The 17,451-nt window shown below is 74.1% G+C and carries 13 protein-coding genes and 5 tRNA genes; 8 read left to right on the forward strand and 10 right to left on the reverse strand.

The window, feature by feature from the left end; translation table 11 throughout:
- The first annotated feature begins 183 nt into the window (after positions 1-183).
- Entirely contained in the window at positions 184-1,362 is a 1,179-nt protein-coding gene (locus AB0883_RS02170; protein ID WP_366638743.1) for an alkane 1-monooxygenase, read from the forward strand.
- Between the two features lie 137 nt (positions 1,363-1,499).
- On the opposite strand, the gene AB0883_RS02175 is transcribed toward AB0883_RS02170, so the two are convergent.
- Positions 1,500-2,075, reverse strand: coding sequence for a TIGR03086 family metal-binding protein (locus AB0883_RS02175; RefSeq protein WP_366638744.1), 576 nt, complete (start codon positions 2,073-2,075; stop codon positions 1,500-1,502).
- A gap of 253 nt (positions 2,076-2,328) precedes the next feature.
- Positions 2,329-2,931 carry a TetR/AcrR family transcriptional regulator gene (locus AB0883_RS02180; protein WP_366638745.1) on the reverse strand — a complete coding sequence of 201 codons (603 nt, stop codon included), beginning with the start codon at positions 2,929-2,931 and terminating at the stop codon, positions 2,329-2,331.
- A 304-nt stretch (positions 2,932-3,235) separates the two neighbouring features.
- Between AB0883_RS02180 and AB0883_RS02185 the strand changes: the two genes are divergently transcribed.
- The 3 genes from AB0883_RS02185 to AB0883_RS02195 all read left to right on the forward strand — a co-directional run bounded on the left by AB0883_RS02185 (position 3,236) and on the right by AB0883_RS02195 (position 3,501).
- Positions 3,236-3,308: transfer RNA gene (locus tag AB0883_RS02185), tRNA-Gly, on the forward strand.
- A gap of 34 nt (positions 3,309-3,342) precedes the next feature.
- Positions 3,343-3,413: transfer RNA gene (locus AB0883_RS02190), tRNA-Cys, on the forward strand.
- A 13-nt stretch (positions 3,414-3,426) separates the two neighbouring features.
- Positions 3,427-3,501 (forward strand) — tRNA-Val (locus tag AB0883_RS02195).
- Between the two features lie 430 nt (positions 3,502-3,931).
- Here the strand turns inward: AB0883_RS02195 and AB0883_RS02200 are convergent.
- Positions 3,932-5,653, reverse strand: a complete 1,722-nt coding sequence (locus tag AB0883_RS02200; RefSeq protein WP_366638746.1) for a helix-turn-helix domain-containing protein — start codon at positions 5,651-5,653, stop codon at positions 3,932-3,934.
- A 196-nt stretch (positions 5,654-5,849) separates the two neighbouring features.
- Positions 5,850-6,089 carry a DUF6458 family protein gene (locus tag AB0883_RS02205; RefSeq protein ID WP_091620076.1) on the reverse strand — a complete coding sequence of 80 codons (240 nt, stop codon included), beginning with the start codon at positions 6,087-6,089 and terminating at the stop codon, positions 5,850-5,852.
- Positions 6,090-6,253: 164 nt separating this feature from the next.
- Here AB0883_RS02205 and AB0883_RS02210 point away from each other — a divergent pair.
- Positions 6,254-6,326 (forward strand) — tRNA-Gly (locus AB0883_RS02210).
- Positions 6,327-6,374: 48 nt separating this feature from the next.
- Positions 6,375-6,449, forward strand: a tRNA-Val gene (locus AB0883_RS02215).
- A 23-nt stretch (positions 6,450-6,472) separates the two neighbouring features.
- On the opposite strand, the gene AB0883_RS02220 is transcribed toward AB0883_RS02215, so the two are convergent.
- Positions 6,473-10,045 carry an AAA domain-containing protein gene (locus AB0883_RS02220; RefSeq protein ID WP_366638748.1) on the reverse strand — a complete coding sequence of 1,191 codons (3,573 nt, stop codon included), beginning with the start codon at positions 10,043-10,045 and terminating at the stop codon, positions 6,473-6,475.
- Positions 10,045-10,419: a hypothetical protein gene (locus tag AB0883_RS02225; protein ID WP_366638750.1), complete on the reverse strand. Its 375-nt coding sequence runs from the start codon at positions 10,417-10,419 to the stop codon at positions 10,045-10,047. The genes AB0883_RS02220 and AB0883_RS02225 overlap by 1 nt, the downstream gene beginning before the upstream one ends.
- A gap of 274 nt (positions 10,420-10,693) precedes the next feature.
- Here AB0883_RS02225 and AB0883_RS02230 point away from each other — a divergent pair, with 274 nt between their 5' ends.
- Positions 10,694-11,695, forward strand: a complete 1,002-nt coding sequence (locus AB0883_RS02230; protein ID WP_366638752.1) for an NAD-dependent epimerase/dehydratase family protein — start codon at positions 10,694-10,696, stop codon at positions 11,693-11,695.
- 35 nt (positions 11,696-11,730) lie between these two features.
- Here the strand turns inward: AB0883_RS02230 and AB0883_RS02235 are convergent, their stop codons facing one another.
- The gene (locus tag AB0883_RS02235; protein WP_366638753.1) at positions 11,731-12,705 is read right to left on the reverse strand and encodes a nitroreductase; all 975 of its coding nucleotides are present in this window, start codon (positions 12,703-12,705) and stop codon (positions 11,731-11,733) included.
- Positions 12,706-12,929: 224 nt separating this feature from the next.
- On the opposite strand from AB0883_RS02235, the gene AB0883_RS02240 reads away from it, so the two are divergent.
- Positions 12,930-13,568, forward strand: coding sequence for a response regulator transcription factor (locus AB0883_RS02240; protein ID WP_366638755.1), 639 nt, complete (start codon positions 12,930-12,932; stop codon positions 13,566-13,568).
- Positions 13,569-13,579: 11 nt separating this feature from the next.
- On the opposite strand, the gene AB0883_RS02245 is transcribed toward AB0883_RS02240, so the two are convergent.
- From AB0883_RS02245 to AB0883_RS02255, 3 genes are all read right to left on the reverse strand, one after another.
- Positions 13,580-15,274 carry a GAF domain-containing protein gene (locus AB0883_RS02245; RefSeq protein ID WP_366640236.1) on the reverse strand — a complete coding sequence of 565 codons (1,695 nt, stop codon included), beginning with the start codon at positions 15,272-15,274 and terminating at the stop codon, positions 13,580-13,582.
- A gap of 79 nt (positions 15,275-15,353) precedes the next feature.
- Positions 15,354-16,391, reverse strand: a complete 1,038-nt coding sequence (locus tag AB0883_RS02250) for a nitroreductase (protein WP_366638757.1) — start codon at positions 16,389-16,391, stop codon at positions 15,354-15,356.
- A gap of 138 nt (positions 16,392-16,529) precedes the next feature.
- Entirely contained in the window at positions 16,530-17,402 is an 873-nt protein-coding gene (locus AB0883_RS02255) for a universal stress protein (RefSeq protein ID WP_366638758.1), read from the reverse strand.
- Positions 17,403-17,451: the final 49 nt, after the last annotated feature.

A 17,451-nucleotide genomic window follows, 5' to 3' on the forward strand; every position in this document is an offset into this window, starting at 1 on the left:
ATCTGTGGATATCAGCCTGCCTGGGCGGGAACAAGGGTCGCGCCTACTCAAGGCGGCCCGGCGCGGCCCCGGATGCCGTGGCGGACCGACTCCCCCGCGCTGGTTTCGACAAAAACAGTCCCTTGTACACGGACGTGACGGCTGTCACAGTCGAGGGAGGACCGCGAGAGATCGGAGGCCGGCATGGCCCTCGACCCCACAGCGCCCGCCACCGCCGCCGGGTGGCGGGACGCCCGCCGGCCGTTCTGGCCGCTGGCGTTGCTCGTCCCGGCGCTGCCGTTCGTCGGCTGGGCGACCTGGCGGGCCACCGGCGACGCGTGGGCCTGGTGGCTCACCCCCGCCGCCGTGTTCGTCCTGATCCCGGTGGTCGACCTGCTGGTCGGCGAGGACCGGCGCAACCCGCCCGACGAGGCGGTGCCCCGGCTGGCCGCCGACGGCTACTACCGCTGGCTGACCTACCTCTACCTGCCCGCCCAGTACGCGGCCCTGGTGCTCTGCTGCGCGGTCTGGGCCCGGGGTGGCCTGACGGTCACCGGCGCGGCCGGCCTGGTCGCCACGATCGGGGTGGTCGACGGCATCGCCATCAACACCGCCCACGAGCTGGGCCACAAGCGGGAGAGGCTGGAGCGCTGGCTGTCCAAGGTGGCCCTCGCGCCGGCCGCGTACGGGCACTTCCACGTCGAGCACAACCGGGGCCACCACACCCGCGTGGCCACGCCCGAGGACCCGGCCAGCGCCCGGCTGGGGGAGAGCTTCTGGGCGTTCTGGCCGCGTACCGTCTCAGGCAGCCTGCGCTCGGCGTGGCGGCTGGAGGCCGGCCGCTTCCGCCTCCGGGGCCGCAGCCCGTGGACGTGGCGCAACGACGTGCTCAACGCGTTCGCGATGACCCTCGCGCTCTACGCGGCGCTGGCCGTCGCCTTCGGCGCGGGCGTGCTGCCGTTCCTGGCGCTCCAGGCGGTGGTCGGATTCTCCCTGCTCGAGGTGGTCAACTACCTGGAGCACTACGGGTTGGCGCGGCAGCGCACCCCCGCCGGGCGCTACGAGAAGGTCGACCCCCGGCACAGTTGGAACAGCGACCGCAGCGTGACCAACATCTTCCTCTTCCAGCTCCAACGGCACAGCGACCACCACGCCAACCCGCTGCGCCGCTACCAGACGCTGCGCACCTTCGAGTCCTCCCCGCAGCTGCCCGCCGGCTACGCCACGATGGTGGTGGCCGCGCTGGTGCCGCCGGTGTGGCGTCGGCTGATGGACCACCGGGTGCTCGCCCACTACGGCGGGGACCTGTCGCTGGCCAACGTCCACCCGCCGGCCCTGCGCCGGCTGCGGGAGCGCCGGCGACGCGGCCCGGCGGCCGCCTGACGGCCGGCGTCGTGTCCGGCGCGCTGCCGGGGTGGCTCCGCCGCGTCGCGTCCCGGCGCGCTGCCCGGGCCGGCTCCCGCCGGGCCGCGTCGCGGCGTCCGTCCGGGAGGGCGCTCAGTGCGTCGCGTCGGGGTCCCTCACGGCGCCCAGTCGGGGTCGCGGCCGAAGGCGGCGACGAGGCGGTCCTGCTCGTCCGCCCGCGCCGGCACGTCGACCTGCGCCCGGACCAGCCGGCCCCGCTGGTAGTCGCCGATCCGTCGACCGAACCACCGCGCGCACGCGGCGACCGCGTCGGGGTCCAGCCGGGGGTCCGCGCCGATCGCCACGGCGAGGTCCCAGCCGTGGATCAGGTGCTCTGCGGTCAGCTGGTGCAGGTACTCGTCGGCGGGGGTCTCGCCGGAGGAGAGCCCGACGGTGCGCTCCAGCGCCCCCGGGTGGGTGAAGGCCAGTTCGGCCTGCCCCGCCGCCTCCCGGGCCGCGTCGGCCGGGTCCGGGCCGAGCAGGTCGCCGTCGTAGCGGTCGCCGACCTGTTCGATCGTCCGCCCCGCGAGCAGCGCGACGCTCCACCGGTCCTCGCCCACCACGTGGTTGACCAGCGCCCGGACGTCCCAGTCGGGGCACGGGGTCGGGTCCGACCACTGGTCGGGGCCGACCTGCGCCACCCGGTCGGTGAACTCGGCCAGGCTGCGGCGGTACGTCTCCAGCGGGTCCATGCCGACGATTGTTCCGGCTGCCTGGGGGAGCGGAGCGGTTTTGCCGGCTTCGCCGGCGGGCGGAGGGCCGGTCGTGCCCGCCGGGTCCTCGGCACGGAGGGCCGGTCGTGCCCGCCGGTCCTCGGGACGGCACGCCGGTCGTGCCCGGCTGGCCTCGTCGGGGACCCCGGCCGCCGGCGCGTCGACCCCGCGCGGGCGGTGATCGGCACTGGCGCGTCGTGCGCCGGCCGTCCTCTGGGCTCTCCTGCCCGGCTCAGTCCAGCTGCGCCGGGTCGAGCCCCAGCTCGCGGGCGGTGAGCAGGCGTACCCACTCGGCGAACTGCCGGCGGGAGATCACCCGGTCGTGCACCGCGAGCTGGACCGCCAGCCCGTCCACCACCGCGCTGATCCGCCACGCCGCCCCGGCCGGGTCGGCGCAGTCGAAGGTGCCCTCCCGGACCCCGTCCGAGATGACCGTCGCCAGGTCCTCCCGCCAGCGCAGGTCGAGCCGGCGGGAGACCTTCTCCAACTCCGGGGTGCGCAGCGACTCCGCCCAGCCGTCGATCCACATGGCCCAGGAGGTCGCCCGGCCCGCGGGCGTGTAGAGCCGCACGATCCGGCGGAGCTTGGTCAGGGGCGGGACGTTGGAACGCATCACCGCGTCCAGGCGGGCCAGATCCTGCTCCACCGCGTACGCGAAAGCCTGCGCGAGCAGCCGGTCCTTGGTGGCGAAGTGGTAGAAGACCAACGCCTGGCTCACCCCGGCGGCCTGTGCCACGTCGGCCGTGCGGGTGTTGGCCAGACCGCGTTCCACGATCACGTCACAGGCCGTGCGCAGCAGGGCATCCAGGCGGATCTCGGCCGCACGTCTCGTCACGCCGTTACCGTAGCCCATCCGATCGAACACGGGCAGTTACGGATCACGGTCCCTTCGGTCCGCCACAGTCGGAAGCCGGACAGTTCCGGGGGCAGATCGCGGCCGTGGACCGCGCCGGCCGCAGCGGGCGGGACGAGTCCGGCCCATCCTCCTAGGAAGCTCAGGCGGCGGGTGGGACGTCACACTCCCGCCGCAGGTGGTGGCGTCGGGGTCCCACCCGACTCGCCGGGAGCCACCCCGATTTGGCAACCGCTCGCCGGCTCGGCTAAAGTTCTCACCCGTCACCGGTTAACGCCGGAGACACGCGGACGTAGCGCAGCTGGTAGCGCATCACCTTGCCAAGGTGAGGGTCGCGGGTTCGAATCCCGTCGTCCGCTCGGAGCTGCCGCCACGCATGACGGGGGCAACCTCGGTGGGGTGGCCGAGAGGCGAGGCAACGGCCTGCAAAGCCGTGTACGCGGGTTCAAATCCCGTCCCCACCTCGGTAACAAGCGAGGGCGATTGGCGCAGTGGGAGCGCGCTTCCTTGACACGGAAGAGGTCACTGGTTCAAACCCAGTATCGCCCACCAACACGAAGGCCCGTCACCATCCGGTGACGGGCCTTCGCCGTTCGCCCGCCCACGCTGAGCCCGCGCGCCGGCACCCTCGGGGAGCGGGCCGGCGGTGAAAACGGCCGGAGCCCATGGCGGGGGAGAAGTCGCGGCCACCGGCGGCGAAGGCCCGCCCGGCGGATCGACGGCGACCGCCCCGCCCACGACCGTCAGGCGTGGACGGGGCGGTCGCACCTCCCCCCGGAGCGACCGGTCGGACGTGCTTCCCCGTGCCGCGCGTCCGGACGCGGGCCGGTGGGCGGCCGGCGTCCCGTACCGGCTGCACCCCCACGGTAGGAAGCCCCTGCGGGCGGAGGCGAGGACCGATCCGCACAGCGAGGGCGTCGGAGGTGCCGGGCTGCACAGCGACCGCCGCCCCGCCGCCCTGTCCCGAGCGGAGCGAGGAACCTCAGTCCGGCCGGGAGTCGAGGATCCGCAGCGCGAGCCACAGCTCGTGCCGGGCGCTCGGCCCGCGTAGCAGGGAACGTCCGAGGGCCTGCTCGGCCCGGCCCAGCCGCTTGCGTACGGCGGACACCGAGATCCCGAGCGCGGCGGCGGTGCCGGGGAGCCGGCCGTCGGCGCGGAGCCAGGCGCGTACCGTCGCCAGGCCCACGGCCGTCCCGTCGGCGCCCAGGGGCGCGACCTGGTCGTGCGCCCAGAGGCGCAGGGCCGGGGCGGCCAGCAGCCGGTCCAGGCCGTGCCACCGGACGTCCTCGTCGCCGCCGGGAGCGCCGCCGCCCAGGCCGTCGCCGCGTACCCCGCCCGGCCCGTCCCCGCAGGTTCCGCCCGGGCCGTCCCCGGGCGTTCCGCCCGGGTCGGCGGTAGCGCCGTCGCCGACCGCCCCGGCCGGACCCACACCGTCGCCGCCGTCTGCGGGCGTGGTCGGGGCGAGCAGGCGCAGGGCCAGCCACGCGACCGACTGGTCGGAGACCCGGGACAGGTCCAGGGCGAGGCGGTCGCGCAGCAGCGCCAGCCGGGCCGCGAGGGTGTTGCGGTGGATCCGCAGGTGGCGGTGGGCCGCGCCGTCGAAGGCGAGCCACGAGCCGAGCGTGGCCAGCAGTTCCTGTCCGTCGGGGTCGGTGCGTCGGCCCGGCCGGTACGACAGGCACGGTGCCAGCAGCGTCGAGGCCCAGTCGCTCCCCGCCGGGCCCAACGCGGACCGCAGGTCTGCCGGGCGGTCGAAGCGACAGTGCCCCTCCGGTCGGCTGCGGGCCACCGCGAGCGCGTGGAACGCCTGCTCGTAGCCGACGGCGGTGCGGTGCAGCGGGACCGGCTCGCTCACCCCGACCCGGGTGTCCGGCACCCGCTGACTGATCAGCCGGCCCGCCGCGCCCGCGTCGGAGCCGCGGGCGCCCTGCGCTCCGCCGTGCTGCGGAACCAGCGCGATGAGGTGCCGGGAGCGCACCGGGCAGGGCACCACCCAGGCCCGCCCGCCCAGCGCGCGGGTCACCTGCCCGGCCGCCTCGCCGCGCCGGCCGGGGGCGCACTCGACGACGCACACCCGCGCCACGTCCGGCAGGTGGGGGCGCAGCGCCGCCGCGACGCGCCGGGCCGGCGCGACGTCGCCGACCATGAGCAGGTGCAGCACCGCCTCCCGGCCGCGGCCGTCGCCGGCGGCCACCCGGCGTCGGGCCCGCTCGGAGCGGTCCAGCCGCCAGCAGAGCCCGAGGAGGCGCGCGGCGTCGGCGAGCAGGTCGCCCGGGACCGGGTCGATCGGGTCGACGGCCGCGAGCCACGGTGGCGGGTCCGTCGCACCGTCGGGATCGCAGTCCGCGCCGTCCCCGGGCTCCCCGGCACCGAGGGCGACGAGGTGGACGGTGGGCGCCCCGTCGCCGCCCCGCACGGCCGCCGGGGTGCCGCGCGCGTGCAGGTCGGGTACGGCGCGGGCGGCGGCGGTCAGCGCGGCCGGGGCGAGCGGGTGTCGACCCGCCCGGACGTTCAGGACCGTGCCGTCGACGCCGATCAGGGCGACCGTGGCGGCGGATCGGCGGGCCAGCTCGCCGAGGACGGTCGCTACGGGATCGGGGCCGGCGGCGAGCCGGGTCATCGCGACGACGGCCTCGGCGCGCTCGGGGCGGGGGCGCGGCGGTGGCCGTCCGCGCGCCCGCGACCTGTCCGGCTCCGTCCGCATGGCAGCAGACGCTATACCCGGTGGCGGCGGTCGCCAGCGAGCCCGTCGAGGGACGCCCCCGGGGCCCCGCGGATGACGCCGGGGCTGGTCGTACGGGCTGCGGTACGCGTCGTGCCGGTCACCCTGCTTCGGGTGACCGGCACGACGACGGTGCGTTGCGCGACCGTTCAGCTCCGGCGGCCGCGTGGGACCCGCCTCAGAGCGGCGGGGCGACGTCCCGGCGCTCCTCGACCCGCCGGTACTCGACCGGCTCGGTCGTGCTGACCACCTGGCGGCGGCGTCCCCAGATGAGCGTGGTCATGATGAGGCCGAGCACGCCGGCGGCCATCAGGATCCACCCGACGACGTCGAGGTTGATGCCGCCGAGGCTCGCGTCGAGCGCGAAGGTGAGGATCGCGCCGAGCGCGATCAGGAAGATGCTGGTGCCGATACCCACGACAGCCTCCTTGGTCAGGGGATGTGGTGTGCTGTCGATGGACCTCAGTACCCCGTGGTTGACCAGCGCAATCATCGCCTGGTCGGGCCGTCGGCGGGGCGGCGTGCCAGGCGATCTTGCCGTCGGGTAGAGTTTCCCCCGTCGCCGAGGAACACCGGCGGCACGCGGACGTAGCGCAGCTGGTAGCGCATCACCTTGCCAAGGTGAGGGTCGCGGGTTCGAATCCCGTCGTCCGCTCGCGATCCGCCCCTCGTGGTCCGGCCTGCCGGACGGGCGGTCACCCCCGGGCGATTGGCGCAGTGGGAGCGCGCTTCCTTGACACGGAAGAGGTCACTGGTTCAAACCCAGTATCGCCCACCAGCTGTCCGCCCTCCCGCACGGCCTCAGTCAGGCGTCGCCTCGCGCGTGAGGTCTTCCTCGACTGCGTCGCGCAGTTCTTGCACGACCCGTTCCGGTTCGGCGAGGCAGCGCCAGGCCGGTACCCGCCTGACCTCCACGGCCGCACCGATGATGTCGAGCCTGCTCAGGATTCGACGTAGCGGCCCCCCGTCCGGATCACCCTCGGGATCGTCGACCAGCACTGCCAGGCTTCTCCCGCGAAGGCTGAACGTGAGGTCGACCGGATAACCCGGCAGCGGCGTGCCCCAACGCACTGTCAGCCCGGCGTCGCGCAGGCCGGCGACCAGTCGGTCGACCGGTCGCGCGTCGACGTCGGCGCCAGTGGCGGCCGGCGCGGGCGGGCTGGCGAGACCGGCCAGCAGTCCGCGTTGCCCGGACCACCACGAACGGTCACCCACGACGATCAGCTGGGACTTGGCGCGGGTGATCGCCACGTTCCACAGGTTTGTCTGCTCGACGAGCCACCCACGGGTGCGCTCGCTGATGCCCTGAGCGCCGACCGGCGAGACGACCATGATGTCCTTCTCGCTGCCCTGAAACTTGTGGATGGTCGCGCACCGCAGGTCGTCGGCGAGGCCGGCCTCCTGGAGCGCGCGGTCCAGGAATCGCTGCTGCTCGGCCAGTGGCGTCACCACGCCGATCGTGGCGTCCGGGTACTCCTTACGCAGCCGCTGCACCTCGCCCACCACGGCTTGGACCTCGTCGGCGTTACGGCCGGAACCTGTGGCGCCTCGGGTGAAGCGGCCGGACACGTCCACCCAGCGAGTGGCGGACTCGGCCGGTGCGGCCAGCCGAGCCGGGTCGGTGAGCACCGTCAGCCGGTTCTGGTAGACGACCCGGTTCGGTGCGTCGATGATCTCCGGGTGGCAGCGGTAGTGCTCGTCGAGCAGGATGGTGCTTCCAGCCGCGGCCGCGAACGCCTCGTAGGCCGAGTGGTTCCGGTAGGTAAGCCGGCGGTTGGTCAGCCACTCGTGTCCGAGCCCGGTGCGGGCCTGCTCGCCCCGGTCGTCGCCGTCGGAGAGCTCGACGACTGGTGTGAGCTGCCGCGGGTCGCCGATGATCAGGGCGCGTTTCGCTCGATAGAGCATCGGCAGGATGGCAGCGACGGTGCACTGTGCCGCTTCATCGATGATTACCAGGTCGAACAGCCCCGCTCTGGGCAGCAGCCGGCGGGCCGACATCGCGGTGACCGCCCAGCCCGGTAGCGCGGCGAGAAGCTCGGCCATGTGGGTCCAGCTCCTTGCTTCCGGCTTCGCCATTTCGTCGGCTCGGTTCCGGAGCAGGGTCGTGTTGCCGACCACCCGGGCGGCGATCTGTGCACGCAGCAGCTGGTCGCTGTGCTCGGGTCTGGTGTCGTGTCGCAGAGTCCGTAGCCGCTTCCAGCCTTCTTCGGCGGTGCCCGGCCGAGACCGGAGTTGTCGTCGTCGGTCGCGCCAGCACTGCTCGATGACCGCCCGTTCACCGAGGGTGGTGATCCCGTCCCGGTCGAACACACCTCGCGACCGCAGTCGCCTGCGATACCACCACCCGAACCATCGACTTCCCAGCGCCCGGTCGGTGAGGTCGACCAGCTTGGCCAGGACGGAGTCGTCGATGTCGGCGAGCGAGAGGTCCCGTTCGAAGGCGAGGTCGGCGAGATCCCGTTCGAGCCGGCGACGCTGGTCGAGATCCTCGCGTAGCCGCCGGATCTCCTGTCCCACGAGTCGTAGCTCCTGGAACGGCCCGTCAGCCGCCGGCACCGGCGGTGACCATGCCTGCATCACCTCGGCGAGGTACTGCGGCTCCTGCTGCCGGTACTCCTTGTTCCCGGTACGCAACACCAGTCCCGGGCCGACCATGGCGGTGACTCGATTGACGACCTCGTCGACAGCCTGGTTGTTGGTCGAGCCGATCAGCACGCTCTGCCCGGCCGCCGTGACGGTCGCCAGCAACGCGGTCACCAGTTGACTCTTGCCGGTGCCGGGCGGTCCCTGCGCGACGGTCAGGGGTCGGCTCATCGCCGCCCGGATGATGTCCTCCTGAGTCTCGTTGACCGAACTCAACGCCACCGTCAGGACTTCGGCATCCTGCTCGTCCGTCCCGGCCACGACACCGCTCGACAACGTACCGAGTGCGGTCGATGCGATCTTTCCCGCGTTCTTGGCGATGTCCCGCAGGTCCTCGATCAGCTGTCGCTCAGGGGACTCCGCGCTGCCCGCGGCGAAGAGCATGCCGGCGTTCTGCACCCGATTGACGGGCCCGCGGTTGACCGTCCCGACCAGATTGTCCGGGTCGAGGGCGGACACCGCCTTCAGTCCGAACGTGTTCGCCACCAGATCGGCGACTTCGGCGAGGGATCCACGCTCGCCAGGGACGAGCCGTTCAGCCACTGCCTGCCGCAGTTCGTCCGCCTCGACCGCAGCCAGCTGGAAATGGTCGATCAGCGCCGGGCTGGGCTGCGGCGGCGCCGGGTGCGCCAGCCCGTCATCTCCCACGGTCAGGTCCGAGACGAGCAGGGGCGCCAGTCGTACCTGTCGGGTGCCCTTCTGCTGCAGCGCCACGACCGGGTAGCCGTACTGCAGGGAACGGCCACCAGCCTCGGCCAGCCCGGCCAGCCGCTGGCCGCGCTCCTTAAGCCGGATCGGCTCGGTGGCCGACAGCATGATCTCCCGACCTGCGGGCGCGGCGAGGTACGAATCCGTGTCCGCCAGGTTCACGAAGAACTGCAGGACGGCGGAGCGTTGCAGGCAGGCGACGTAGTAGTTGAGCAGACGACGCCACCGGTCGGTGTCGAAGGGTGCGTCCTCCGGCTCGTCTCTCCGTGTGCCCGGGCTCCGCTGTGGCCGTTCGTCCGACCCCGCGACCAGCGGGATCGGGTCGGTGACACCCTCGCTCGACTCGACCGGCTTCTCCTCCCGGCGACGTGACATCTCAGTCATCGCGTACCGGGAGAGGTCGCTTGCCGTGATCCAGCCGTCCTCCGCGGTCGCTCGCGCCGCACCGCGGAGACCGGTGAGCAGAACCTCGGTAAAGACCGAGGGCCGGTCCGGGCCCTGTGCCTTGGACGCCTTCAGGTGGCTGCTCGACTGGAGCATGAACGTGCCGCGCTCGCGCTTGAGACGCCGGGGCTCCTGGCGTACGCCGCCGCTGAACCGGTGACGGGCGGTGAACGAGCCCGAGAAGCAACAGTCCAGAAGGACCACCTTCTGGCTGGCCTTGGTGTGGTTGAGCATGTGACGGAGGACGCCCTCGACATCGAACGCGGTGGTGTGCAGGAGAGCCGTTTCCGTGTCGATGGTGCCGAAGAAGAGGGATTGCCGGTCGTCATGCTGGATGCCGTGGCCGGAGTAGTAGAAGAGCGCGAGATCACCGGTGCGGCGAGCGCTGTAGAACTCTTCGACGACCTGCTTCATGCGCGCCACGGGCAGGTCGACGTGGGCCTCGACGCTGTCGAAGTCGCCGTCGCTGTCCAGTACGGTCCGCAACTGTTCGACGTCCTGACGGACGCCGGGCAGCGCGGTGAGCTTCGAGGCGTCGTGATAGGTCGCCGTGCCGAGCACGAGGGCATGCCGACCCATCAGCGGGAATGCTCGATCGCATCACGGACGAGGTCGATCAGCTGTGCGGTCTCCGCCCTGGTCGCCTTGTCGATGGTCAGCTCGACGTCACCGATCTTCAGGTGTGCCCTGCGACCCTGATTGCGGTTGAGGAAGCCCACCACCAGATCCACGAGTGCCTGCGCGTAGCCCGGGTCGGTGCCGGCGACCACGGCCGCGGTGGCCAGCACCACCTCGCCGACGCCCTTGCTGTCAGGACCGGTGGGCGCCTCGACCCGGCTCACCTCGCCGATGTCGCGTAGGTCCTCCACGAGCTCGTCGGTCAGCTGGTCGAGGACGAAATCGTCGTCCTCCGGCAGCGGCGTGAAACTGACTTCGACGACGACCTCGGACACCCGCGCCTCCCGTACACCCCGACCCGAAAGCACCCGGAACGCTACGGACTGACGGAGCGGCGAGGGTGAACGTGTCGGGTTCCCGACGGGCGCCGTGGGCGGCCCTGCCCTGTCGGGCGAGCCGGGTGCGCGTGCTGTCAGAGCCGCTCCACCAGAGGTTTTCCGGCGTCCGCCTCCGGATCCGCGCTGCCCGGCCGGGGTTTCTGCCGTGGGCAGATCCGCTGACCGTGAACACGGGGCCGGCGCGCCGCCCGCAACGGGCACAGTGGAGCGCATGAGGCTGCTGGTGCTGGGCGGGACGGGTTTCGTGGGCGGCGCGACCGTCGCCGAGGGGGTGCGGCGGGGCTGGACGGTCACCGTGTTCAACCGTGGGCTGCACGGCGCGACGCCGGAGGGCGTACGCCGGCTGCGGGGTGACCGGATTGCGCCCGACGGCCTGGCGGCGCTCGCGGACGGCGAGTGGGACCTGGTGGTCGACACCTGGGACGGCGCGCCGCGCGCGGCGCGGGACGCCGCCCGCACGCTGGTCGACCGGGTCGACCGGTACGTCTACGTCTCCAGCGGCTCGGTCTACGCGCCGCCCGTCGCCCCAGGCGTGGGCGAGGACGCTCCGGTGGTGGACGCGGAGCCGGACGCCGACGACGGCGACTACGCGGCCAACAAGGCCGGCGCTGAGCGGGCCGTGCGGGAGGCGTTCGGCGAGCGCGCGCTGATCGCGCGGGCCGGGCTGATCCTCGGGCCGGGGGAGGACATCGGCCGGCTGCCCTGGTGGCTGACGCGCATCGCGCGGGGCGGGGACGTGCTGGCGCCGGGCCCGGTCGACCTGCCGGTGCAGTACGTCGACGTGCGCGACCTGGCGGGCTGGATGCTGGAGCGGGGCGCGGCGCGGTCGGGCGGGACGTTCAACGTGGTGAGCCGCCCCGGGCACGCGACGATGGGGGAGCTGCTCGACGCCTGCGTCGCGGCCACCGGCGCCGACGCCCGGCTGCGCTGGACCGACCCGGAGCCGATCCTGGTCGCCGGCGTGGAGCCGTGGAACGACCTGCCGATCTGGATCCCGGCCGGGCACGAGTACCGCTGGATGCAGGAGCGCGGCGTCGAGCGCGCCTACGCGACCGGGCTGACCTGCCGCCCGGTGACCGAGACGGTCGCCGACACCTGGGCGTGGCTGCGACAGGTCGGCGCCGTCCCGCCCCGGGCGGGACGCCCGCAGCGCGCCCCCGTCGGGCTGGACCCCGAGCGGGAGGCGGCGCTGTTGTCCGCGAGAGGCGCCTGACCCCGCTCGGACAGGAGGTGCCGGCTCGCCGCCGCTCAGGGCCGGACGACCGGCAGGTCGAGCACCTCGTCCACGTCGCGGCGGGGGGTCGGCCAGCCCGGTTGGCCGTAGCCGACGCGCAGCACCATCTGCGGCGTGCCGAACCGCCCCAGCGACAGCCGCAGCTGATCGCGCGCCGACGGCACCTCGATCGGCTGGGACAGCAGCGACACCGCCAGCCCCGAGTCCGTCGCGGTCAGCAACACCCGCTGCAACGCCTGCCCGGCGACGACCTGGTCGACGGCCGTGTTGCCGGGCGAGCCGAGCACCGCCACGAGCGGCTCCGGTTCGAAGTCCCGCCCCGGGGACCGGTCCAGCCCGCCGAAGCCCCGGGAGGGCAGCAGGTCCTGCGGCTCGCCCTGCGGGCCGCCGGACGCGGCCGGAATCCCGTCCGGGGAGGGCGCGGTGCGTACCCACTCCTGGCGCTCGGCCCGGTACTCGGGGCTGCGCTCCAGCACCCGGTGGGCGCTGCGGGCGATCTCGCCGAACGCGTTCACCGCGCTGACCCCGACCACCAGTTCCAGCCAGCACTGCTCGGCGCGGGCGGCCTCGGTGAGGCGCCAGCGGGCGTCGGCGGGCACCGGGTCGGGCCAGAACGGCGCGCGGTTGCTGAACCGGCGGGGGACGGCCGCGTGCAGTGCCTGCTCGGCGGGGGTGGGGCGGCGCGGCACGTCCGGCACCAGCCGGGCCACCACGTCCGGCTCGGCCGGGTGGGGGCGCAGCCGCACCGTCGCCGGGGTGCCGGCCACGGCCAGGGCGAGCCGCAGGTTGAACAGCGCCGCCCCGCAGGCGATCCGCACGCCCCAGCCGGTGGGGTCGGTGGCCGGCAGCCGCCGGTCCGGGTCGACCAGCACCTCGATGCCGCCGTCGCGCAGCCGGAACCGCCACGGCTGGGTGTTGTGCAGCGACGGCGCGCGGACGGCGTCGGCGGCGGCGGCCCGTAGCTGCTCGACGGTGAAGCCGGTCTCCATGGTCGTGCTCCTTCCGTGGCAGTCGTGCGCCGGCGAGTGGTACGTGTCCACGGTGCGTCACCGGAGCGTGGCCCGGGCAGGGCCGGACGTCCCGTCCCTCCGGGCCCGACCGACCGCCGCCGGCCGGGACTTCGGCGGGGGTGGGCGTGGGCCAGGGGCAGGTGATGCCGGTTCGGGACCTTCGACCCGTGCGGGAAGGGGTCGGCAGCGGGTAGAAACGAGGGATGATCCGCGTGTTCCTGCTCGACGACCACGAGGTCGTCCGTCGTGGCCTGGCCGACCTGCTGGAGAGCAGCGGGGACATCGAGGTGGTCGGCGAGTCCGGTCTCGCCCAGGAGGCGGCCCGGCGTATCCCGGCCCTGCGGCCGGACGTGGCGATCCTCGACGCGCGGCTGCCCGACGGCAACGGCATCGACGTGTGCCGGGACGTCCGGGCCGTGGACTCCTCGATCAAGGGTCTGATCCTGACCTCGTACGAGGACGACGAGGCGCTCTTCGCGGCGATCATGGCCGGCGCGTCCGGTTACGTGCTGAAGCAGATCCGCGGCACCGACCTCGTCGACGCGGTGCGGCGGGTGGCGGCGGGGCAGTCGCTGCTCGACCCGGCGATCACCACCCGGGTGCTGGAGCGCATCCGCAGCGGCGTCGAGCAGCCGCGCGAGCTGAAGTCACTCACCGAGCAGGAGCGGCGGATCCTGGAGTACGTGGCCGAGGGCCTGACCAACCGGGAGATAGCCGGGAAGATGTTCCTGGCCGAGAAGACGGTGAAGAACTACGTCTCCAGCGTGTTGGCCAAGCTGGGTCTGGAGCGCCGTACCCAGGCGGCCGTCCTCGCCACCCGCCTCCTCGGCAGGTCCCACTGACGCCTGCGGGCTCAGTCGCGTAGGGGCACCGACCAGCACACCTCGGTGCCCCGGGGCTCCGCCCGGCGTACCTCGAACTCGCCGCCGTGACGCTCGGCGCGCTCGCGCAGGTTGACCAGGCCGCCCCGCGCGGCGGCCGGGTCGCAGCCCACCCCGTCGTCGGTGACGGTCACGGTCACCCGGCCCGCGTCGACGCGCACCGCCACCGCCACGCGGTCGGCCCGCGCGTGCCGTACGGCGTTGGAGAGCGCCTCGCGCAGCACGGCGGTGAGGTCGGGGCGGACCGCGTCGGGCACGGCGCTGTCGATCGGCCCGGTCAGCTCCAGGCGGGGCCGGTGGCCGAGCGACCCGGCGGCCACCTCGATCGCCTCCCGGATCTCGGTGCGCAGCGCCGCGCTCATCGGGGTGCGCAGCTCGAAGATGGTGCGGCGGATGTCCTTGATCGTGGCGTCCAGGTCGTCGACCGCCGCGTTGATCCGGCGGGCGACCTCCGGCTTCGTCGTCATCGGGGCGGCGCTCTGCAACTGCAGGCCGGTGGCGAAGAGGCGCTGGATGACCACGTCGTGCAGGTCCCGGGCGATGCGCTCGCGGTCCTCCAGGACCACCAGCAGCTCCCGTTCCTCCTGCCCGCGGGCCCGCTCCAGGGCCAGCGCGGCCTGGCCGGCGAAGCTGCCCAGCAGGGCCAAGTCGTCGTCGTTGGCGACGGGCGCCCGGTCGGCCCGGTGCGCGATCACCAGCACCCCGTGCAGGGTGTCGGCGGTGGCCAGCGGCGCGACCATCGCCGGGCCGGTGCGCAGCAGCGCCGGCCAGGGCGCGGCGTGGGCCAGGTCAGCCACCTGGTCGTGCCGGCCCTCGATGACGGCGGCGGCGAAGCTCGTCTCGGCCGCCGGCAGGGCGGTGCCGACGAGGGCGCCGGCCTGCTCGTCGGCACCGTCCACCACCTCGACGGTGAACTTCTCGGCGTCGGGGTCGTAGAGCAGCACGAGGGCGACCTCCGCCTCGGCGACCTCGCGGGCGCGCCGCGCCACGAGCGTCAGGGCGTCGGTGCGGCGCACCTCGCCCAGCAGCACGGTGGTGATCTCGGCGGTCGCCGCGAGCCAGCGTTCCCGGCGGTGGGCCAGCGCGTAGAGGCGGGCGTTCTCGATCGCCACGCCGGCGGCGGCGGCGAGCGCGACGACGATCTCCTCGTCGTCCTCGGTGAACTGCGCGGCGCCCTGCTTCTCGGCGAGGTAGAGGTTGCCGAAGACCTGGTCGCGGATGCGCACGGGCACGCCGAGGAAGCTGTGCATCGGCGGGTGGTGCGGCGGGAACCCGTAGGACTTCGGATGCCGGGTGATGTCGGGCATCCGCAGCGGGCGGGGGTCGTCGATGAGCAGGCCGAGCACGCCCCGCCCGTGCGGCAGTTCGCCGATCCTGGCGTGCAGCTCGGCGTCGATGCCGTAGGTGATGAAGTCGTGCAGCAGGCGGTCGTGGCCGATCACGCCGAGCGCGCCGTAGCGGGCGCCGACCAACTCACAGGCCGACTCCACGATGCGTTGCAGGGTGCTGCGCAGGTCCAGGTCGGTGCCGATGCCGACCACCGCGTCGAGCAGGGCACGCAGCCGCTCCCGGCTGGTCACCACCTCGCCGACCCGGTCCAGCATCTCCTGGAGCAGCTCGTCGAGCCGTACCCGGGACAGCGGGCTGAGCCCCAGCGAGGGGGTCATGTGCGGTTCGGGGCGGGGGTTCGGTTCGCTGGCGGCCACCGGGCGATGGTAGCCGCCCGCTGGCCGTGTCCCGGCTGCGCTACGCGTCGGTGGAGCGCACCGCCGAGGTGTCGACCACCTGCGCGGCCTCCAGGCGCGGGGTGTGCGGCGGCCCCGCGTGCGCCGGGTCCGCGAGCCCCAGCCGGATCACGAGGTACGGGTAGCCGAGGCCGGCCAGCAGCCCGCGCAGCGTCTGCCGGGTGCCCGCGACCTCCACCACCCCGCTCAGCGGCACCACGGAGATCCCGAGCCGGGTCGCGGTCAGCCAGGCGGCCGAGAGCGCCTCGCCGGCGCGCAGCCAGCTGTCCGGCTCGTCCTCGTCGCCGTAGAGCACCCCGTACACGGCGGCCCGGTCGTGCCCGGGGCCCACCGGCAGGGTGCCGGGGCGGCCGAAGTCGCGCGCCGGCACGGTGGTCTGCGGCGCCTCCGCGGGCAGCACCTCCGGCGGCAGGCCGATGCCGGTGCCGCTCCGGCTGGTCCAGTACTCCAGCTCCTCGCGCAGCTGCGAGTCCTCCGCCTCGACCGAGGCGGCGCGGCTGGCGACAGCGGCCAGCTCCAGGACGTTGTCGCGGTCGAGGAACTGGAGCTGGCAGCCTTCGGCGGCGACCGCCGAGGCGATCTCCCCGAGCGCGGCCGTCGGCACGGGCTCGTCGCTGACCGGGCGCCGGTCGGTGTGCCGCACCTGCATGCACTGCACCAGGCGCATGGCCTCCGGGTCGGCCTCCGCGCGGGCCATTCCGGTCAGCCGGGCCAGCAGGTCCTCGTCGGCCGGGTCGGGCATCCGCTCCACCACGGCCGTCCAGCCCTCCGCGGTCAGCGCGACCCGCGCGTGGTGCAGCGCCGCCCCGCAGCTGTACGCCAGCAGCCGGCCCTCGGGGTCGGTGGCCGTGAGCCGGGGATCGCGGACCACCCGCAGCTCCAGCGCGTCCGGCAGCACCCGCCACCGCCACGGTTGGCTGTTGTGCACCGACGGGGCGTGCCCGGCCGTCGCGGCGGCCTCCGCGAGTGCGGTGGTCAGCGGGCGGCCCGTCGCCGGCGTCTCGTGGCTCATCGTTACGACCCTTCCGTTTCTCCCCATCGTGCCCCAGCACGGCGGTGCCCCGGCGGTGTTGCCGCTCCATCCTGCGCCATGCCCCGTGCCGACGCACGGTACGCAGATCCGGCACGGCCGGGCACTTCGCCCGTCGCCGGTCCGCCCGAGCACCGGCCCTTCGGCTCAGCGTTCCCGGACCACCGCCACCGGGCACTGTGCGTGCTGGATGAGCTGTTGGCTGACCGAACCGAGCAGCATCCCCTTCAGGCCGCCCCGGCCCCGGGTGCCGACCACCACCAGACACGCGTCGCGGCTGGCGTCGACCAGCAGGGACGCCGGGCGGCCCTCCACCACCTCCACGGTGACCGGCACGTCGGGGAACGTCGCGCCCCACCGGGCCAGCGGCCCGTCCAGCTCGGCCCGGTCGGCCGCCGTGGCCTCCCGCGCGTCAGGACCCGCCGGCGGGCGCTGGCCGGTCGGCGGGTGCCAGGCCCGCAGCACGTGCAGGGGTACCCGTCGGGCGGCGGCCTGCTCGAACGCGAAGCCCAGCGCCAGCAGCGAACACTCGGACCCGTCCACGCCGACGGCCACGTGCCCGGTGCGCCCACCCGCGGCGGCCTCGCCGCGGACGACCACGACCGGGCAGTGCGCGTGGGCGGTGACCGCGACCGCGGTCGAACCGACGAGCAACCCGCCGAACCCGCCGTGCCCCCGGGTGCCCAGCACCAGCAGGTCCGCCTGCGCCGAGCGTTCCTGGAGCACCAGCGCGGACGGCCCGTCGAACACCTCGCCCGTGACGGTCAGCTCCGGATGCGCGGCGGACGCGTCATCCGCCGCCTTGCGGACCAGCTCCTCGACCTGCCGGCGGGCCGTGTCGTCCGGCCAGATGCCGGGGGCGACGCCGGGGCCGATCCAGCCGGTCACGGTGAGCCACTCGAAGACGTACGCCAAGCGCACCGGCCGCCCGCTGCGGCCGGCCTCCTCCAGCGCCCACTCCAGCGCGGCGGAGGCGTCGGCGGAGCCGTCGTAGCCGACCAGGATCTCGTTGCCGCTCACCGGGTCCACCTCTCGTTCACGACCGCCGGACGACCGAACTCACTCCTCG

The organism is Micromonospora sp. NPDC047812, assembly GCF_040704175.1.
Lineage (GTDB): Bacteria > Actinomycetota > Actinomycetes > Mycobacteriales > Micromonosporaceae > Micromonospora.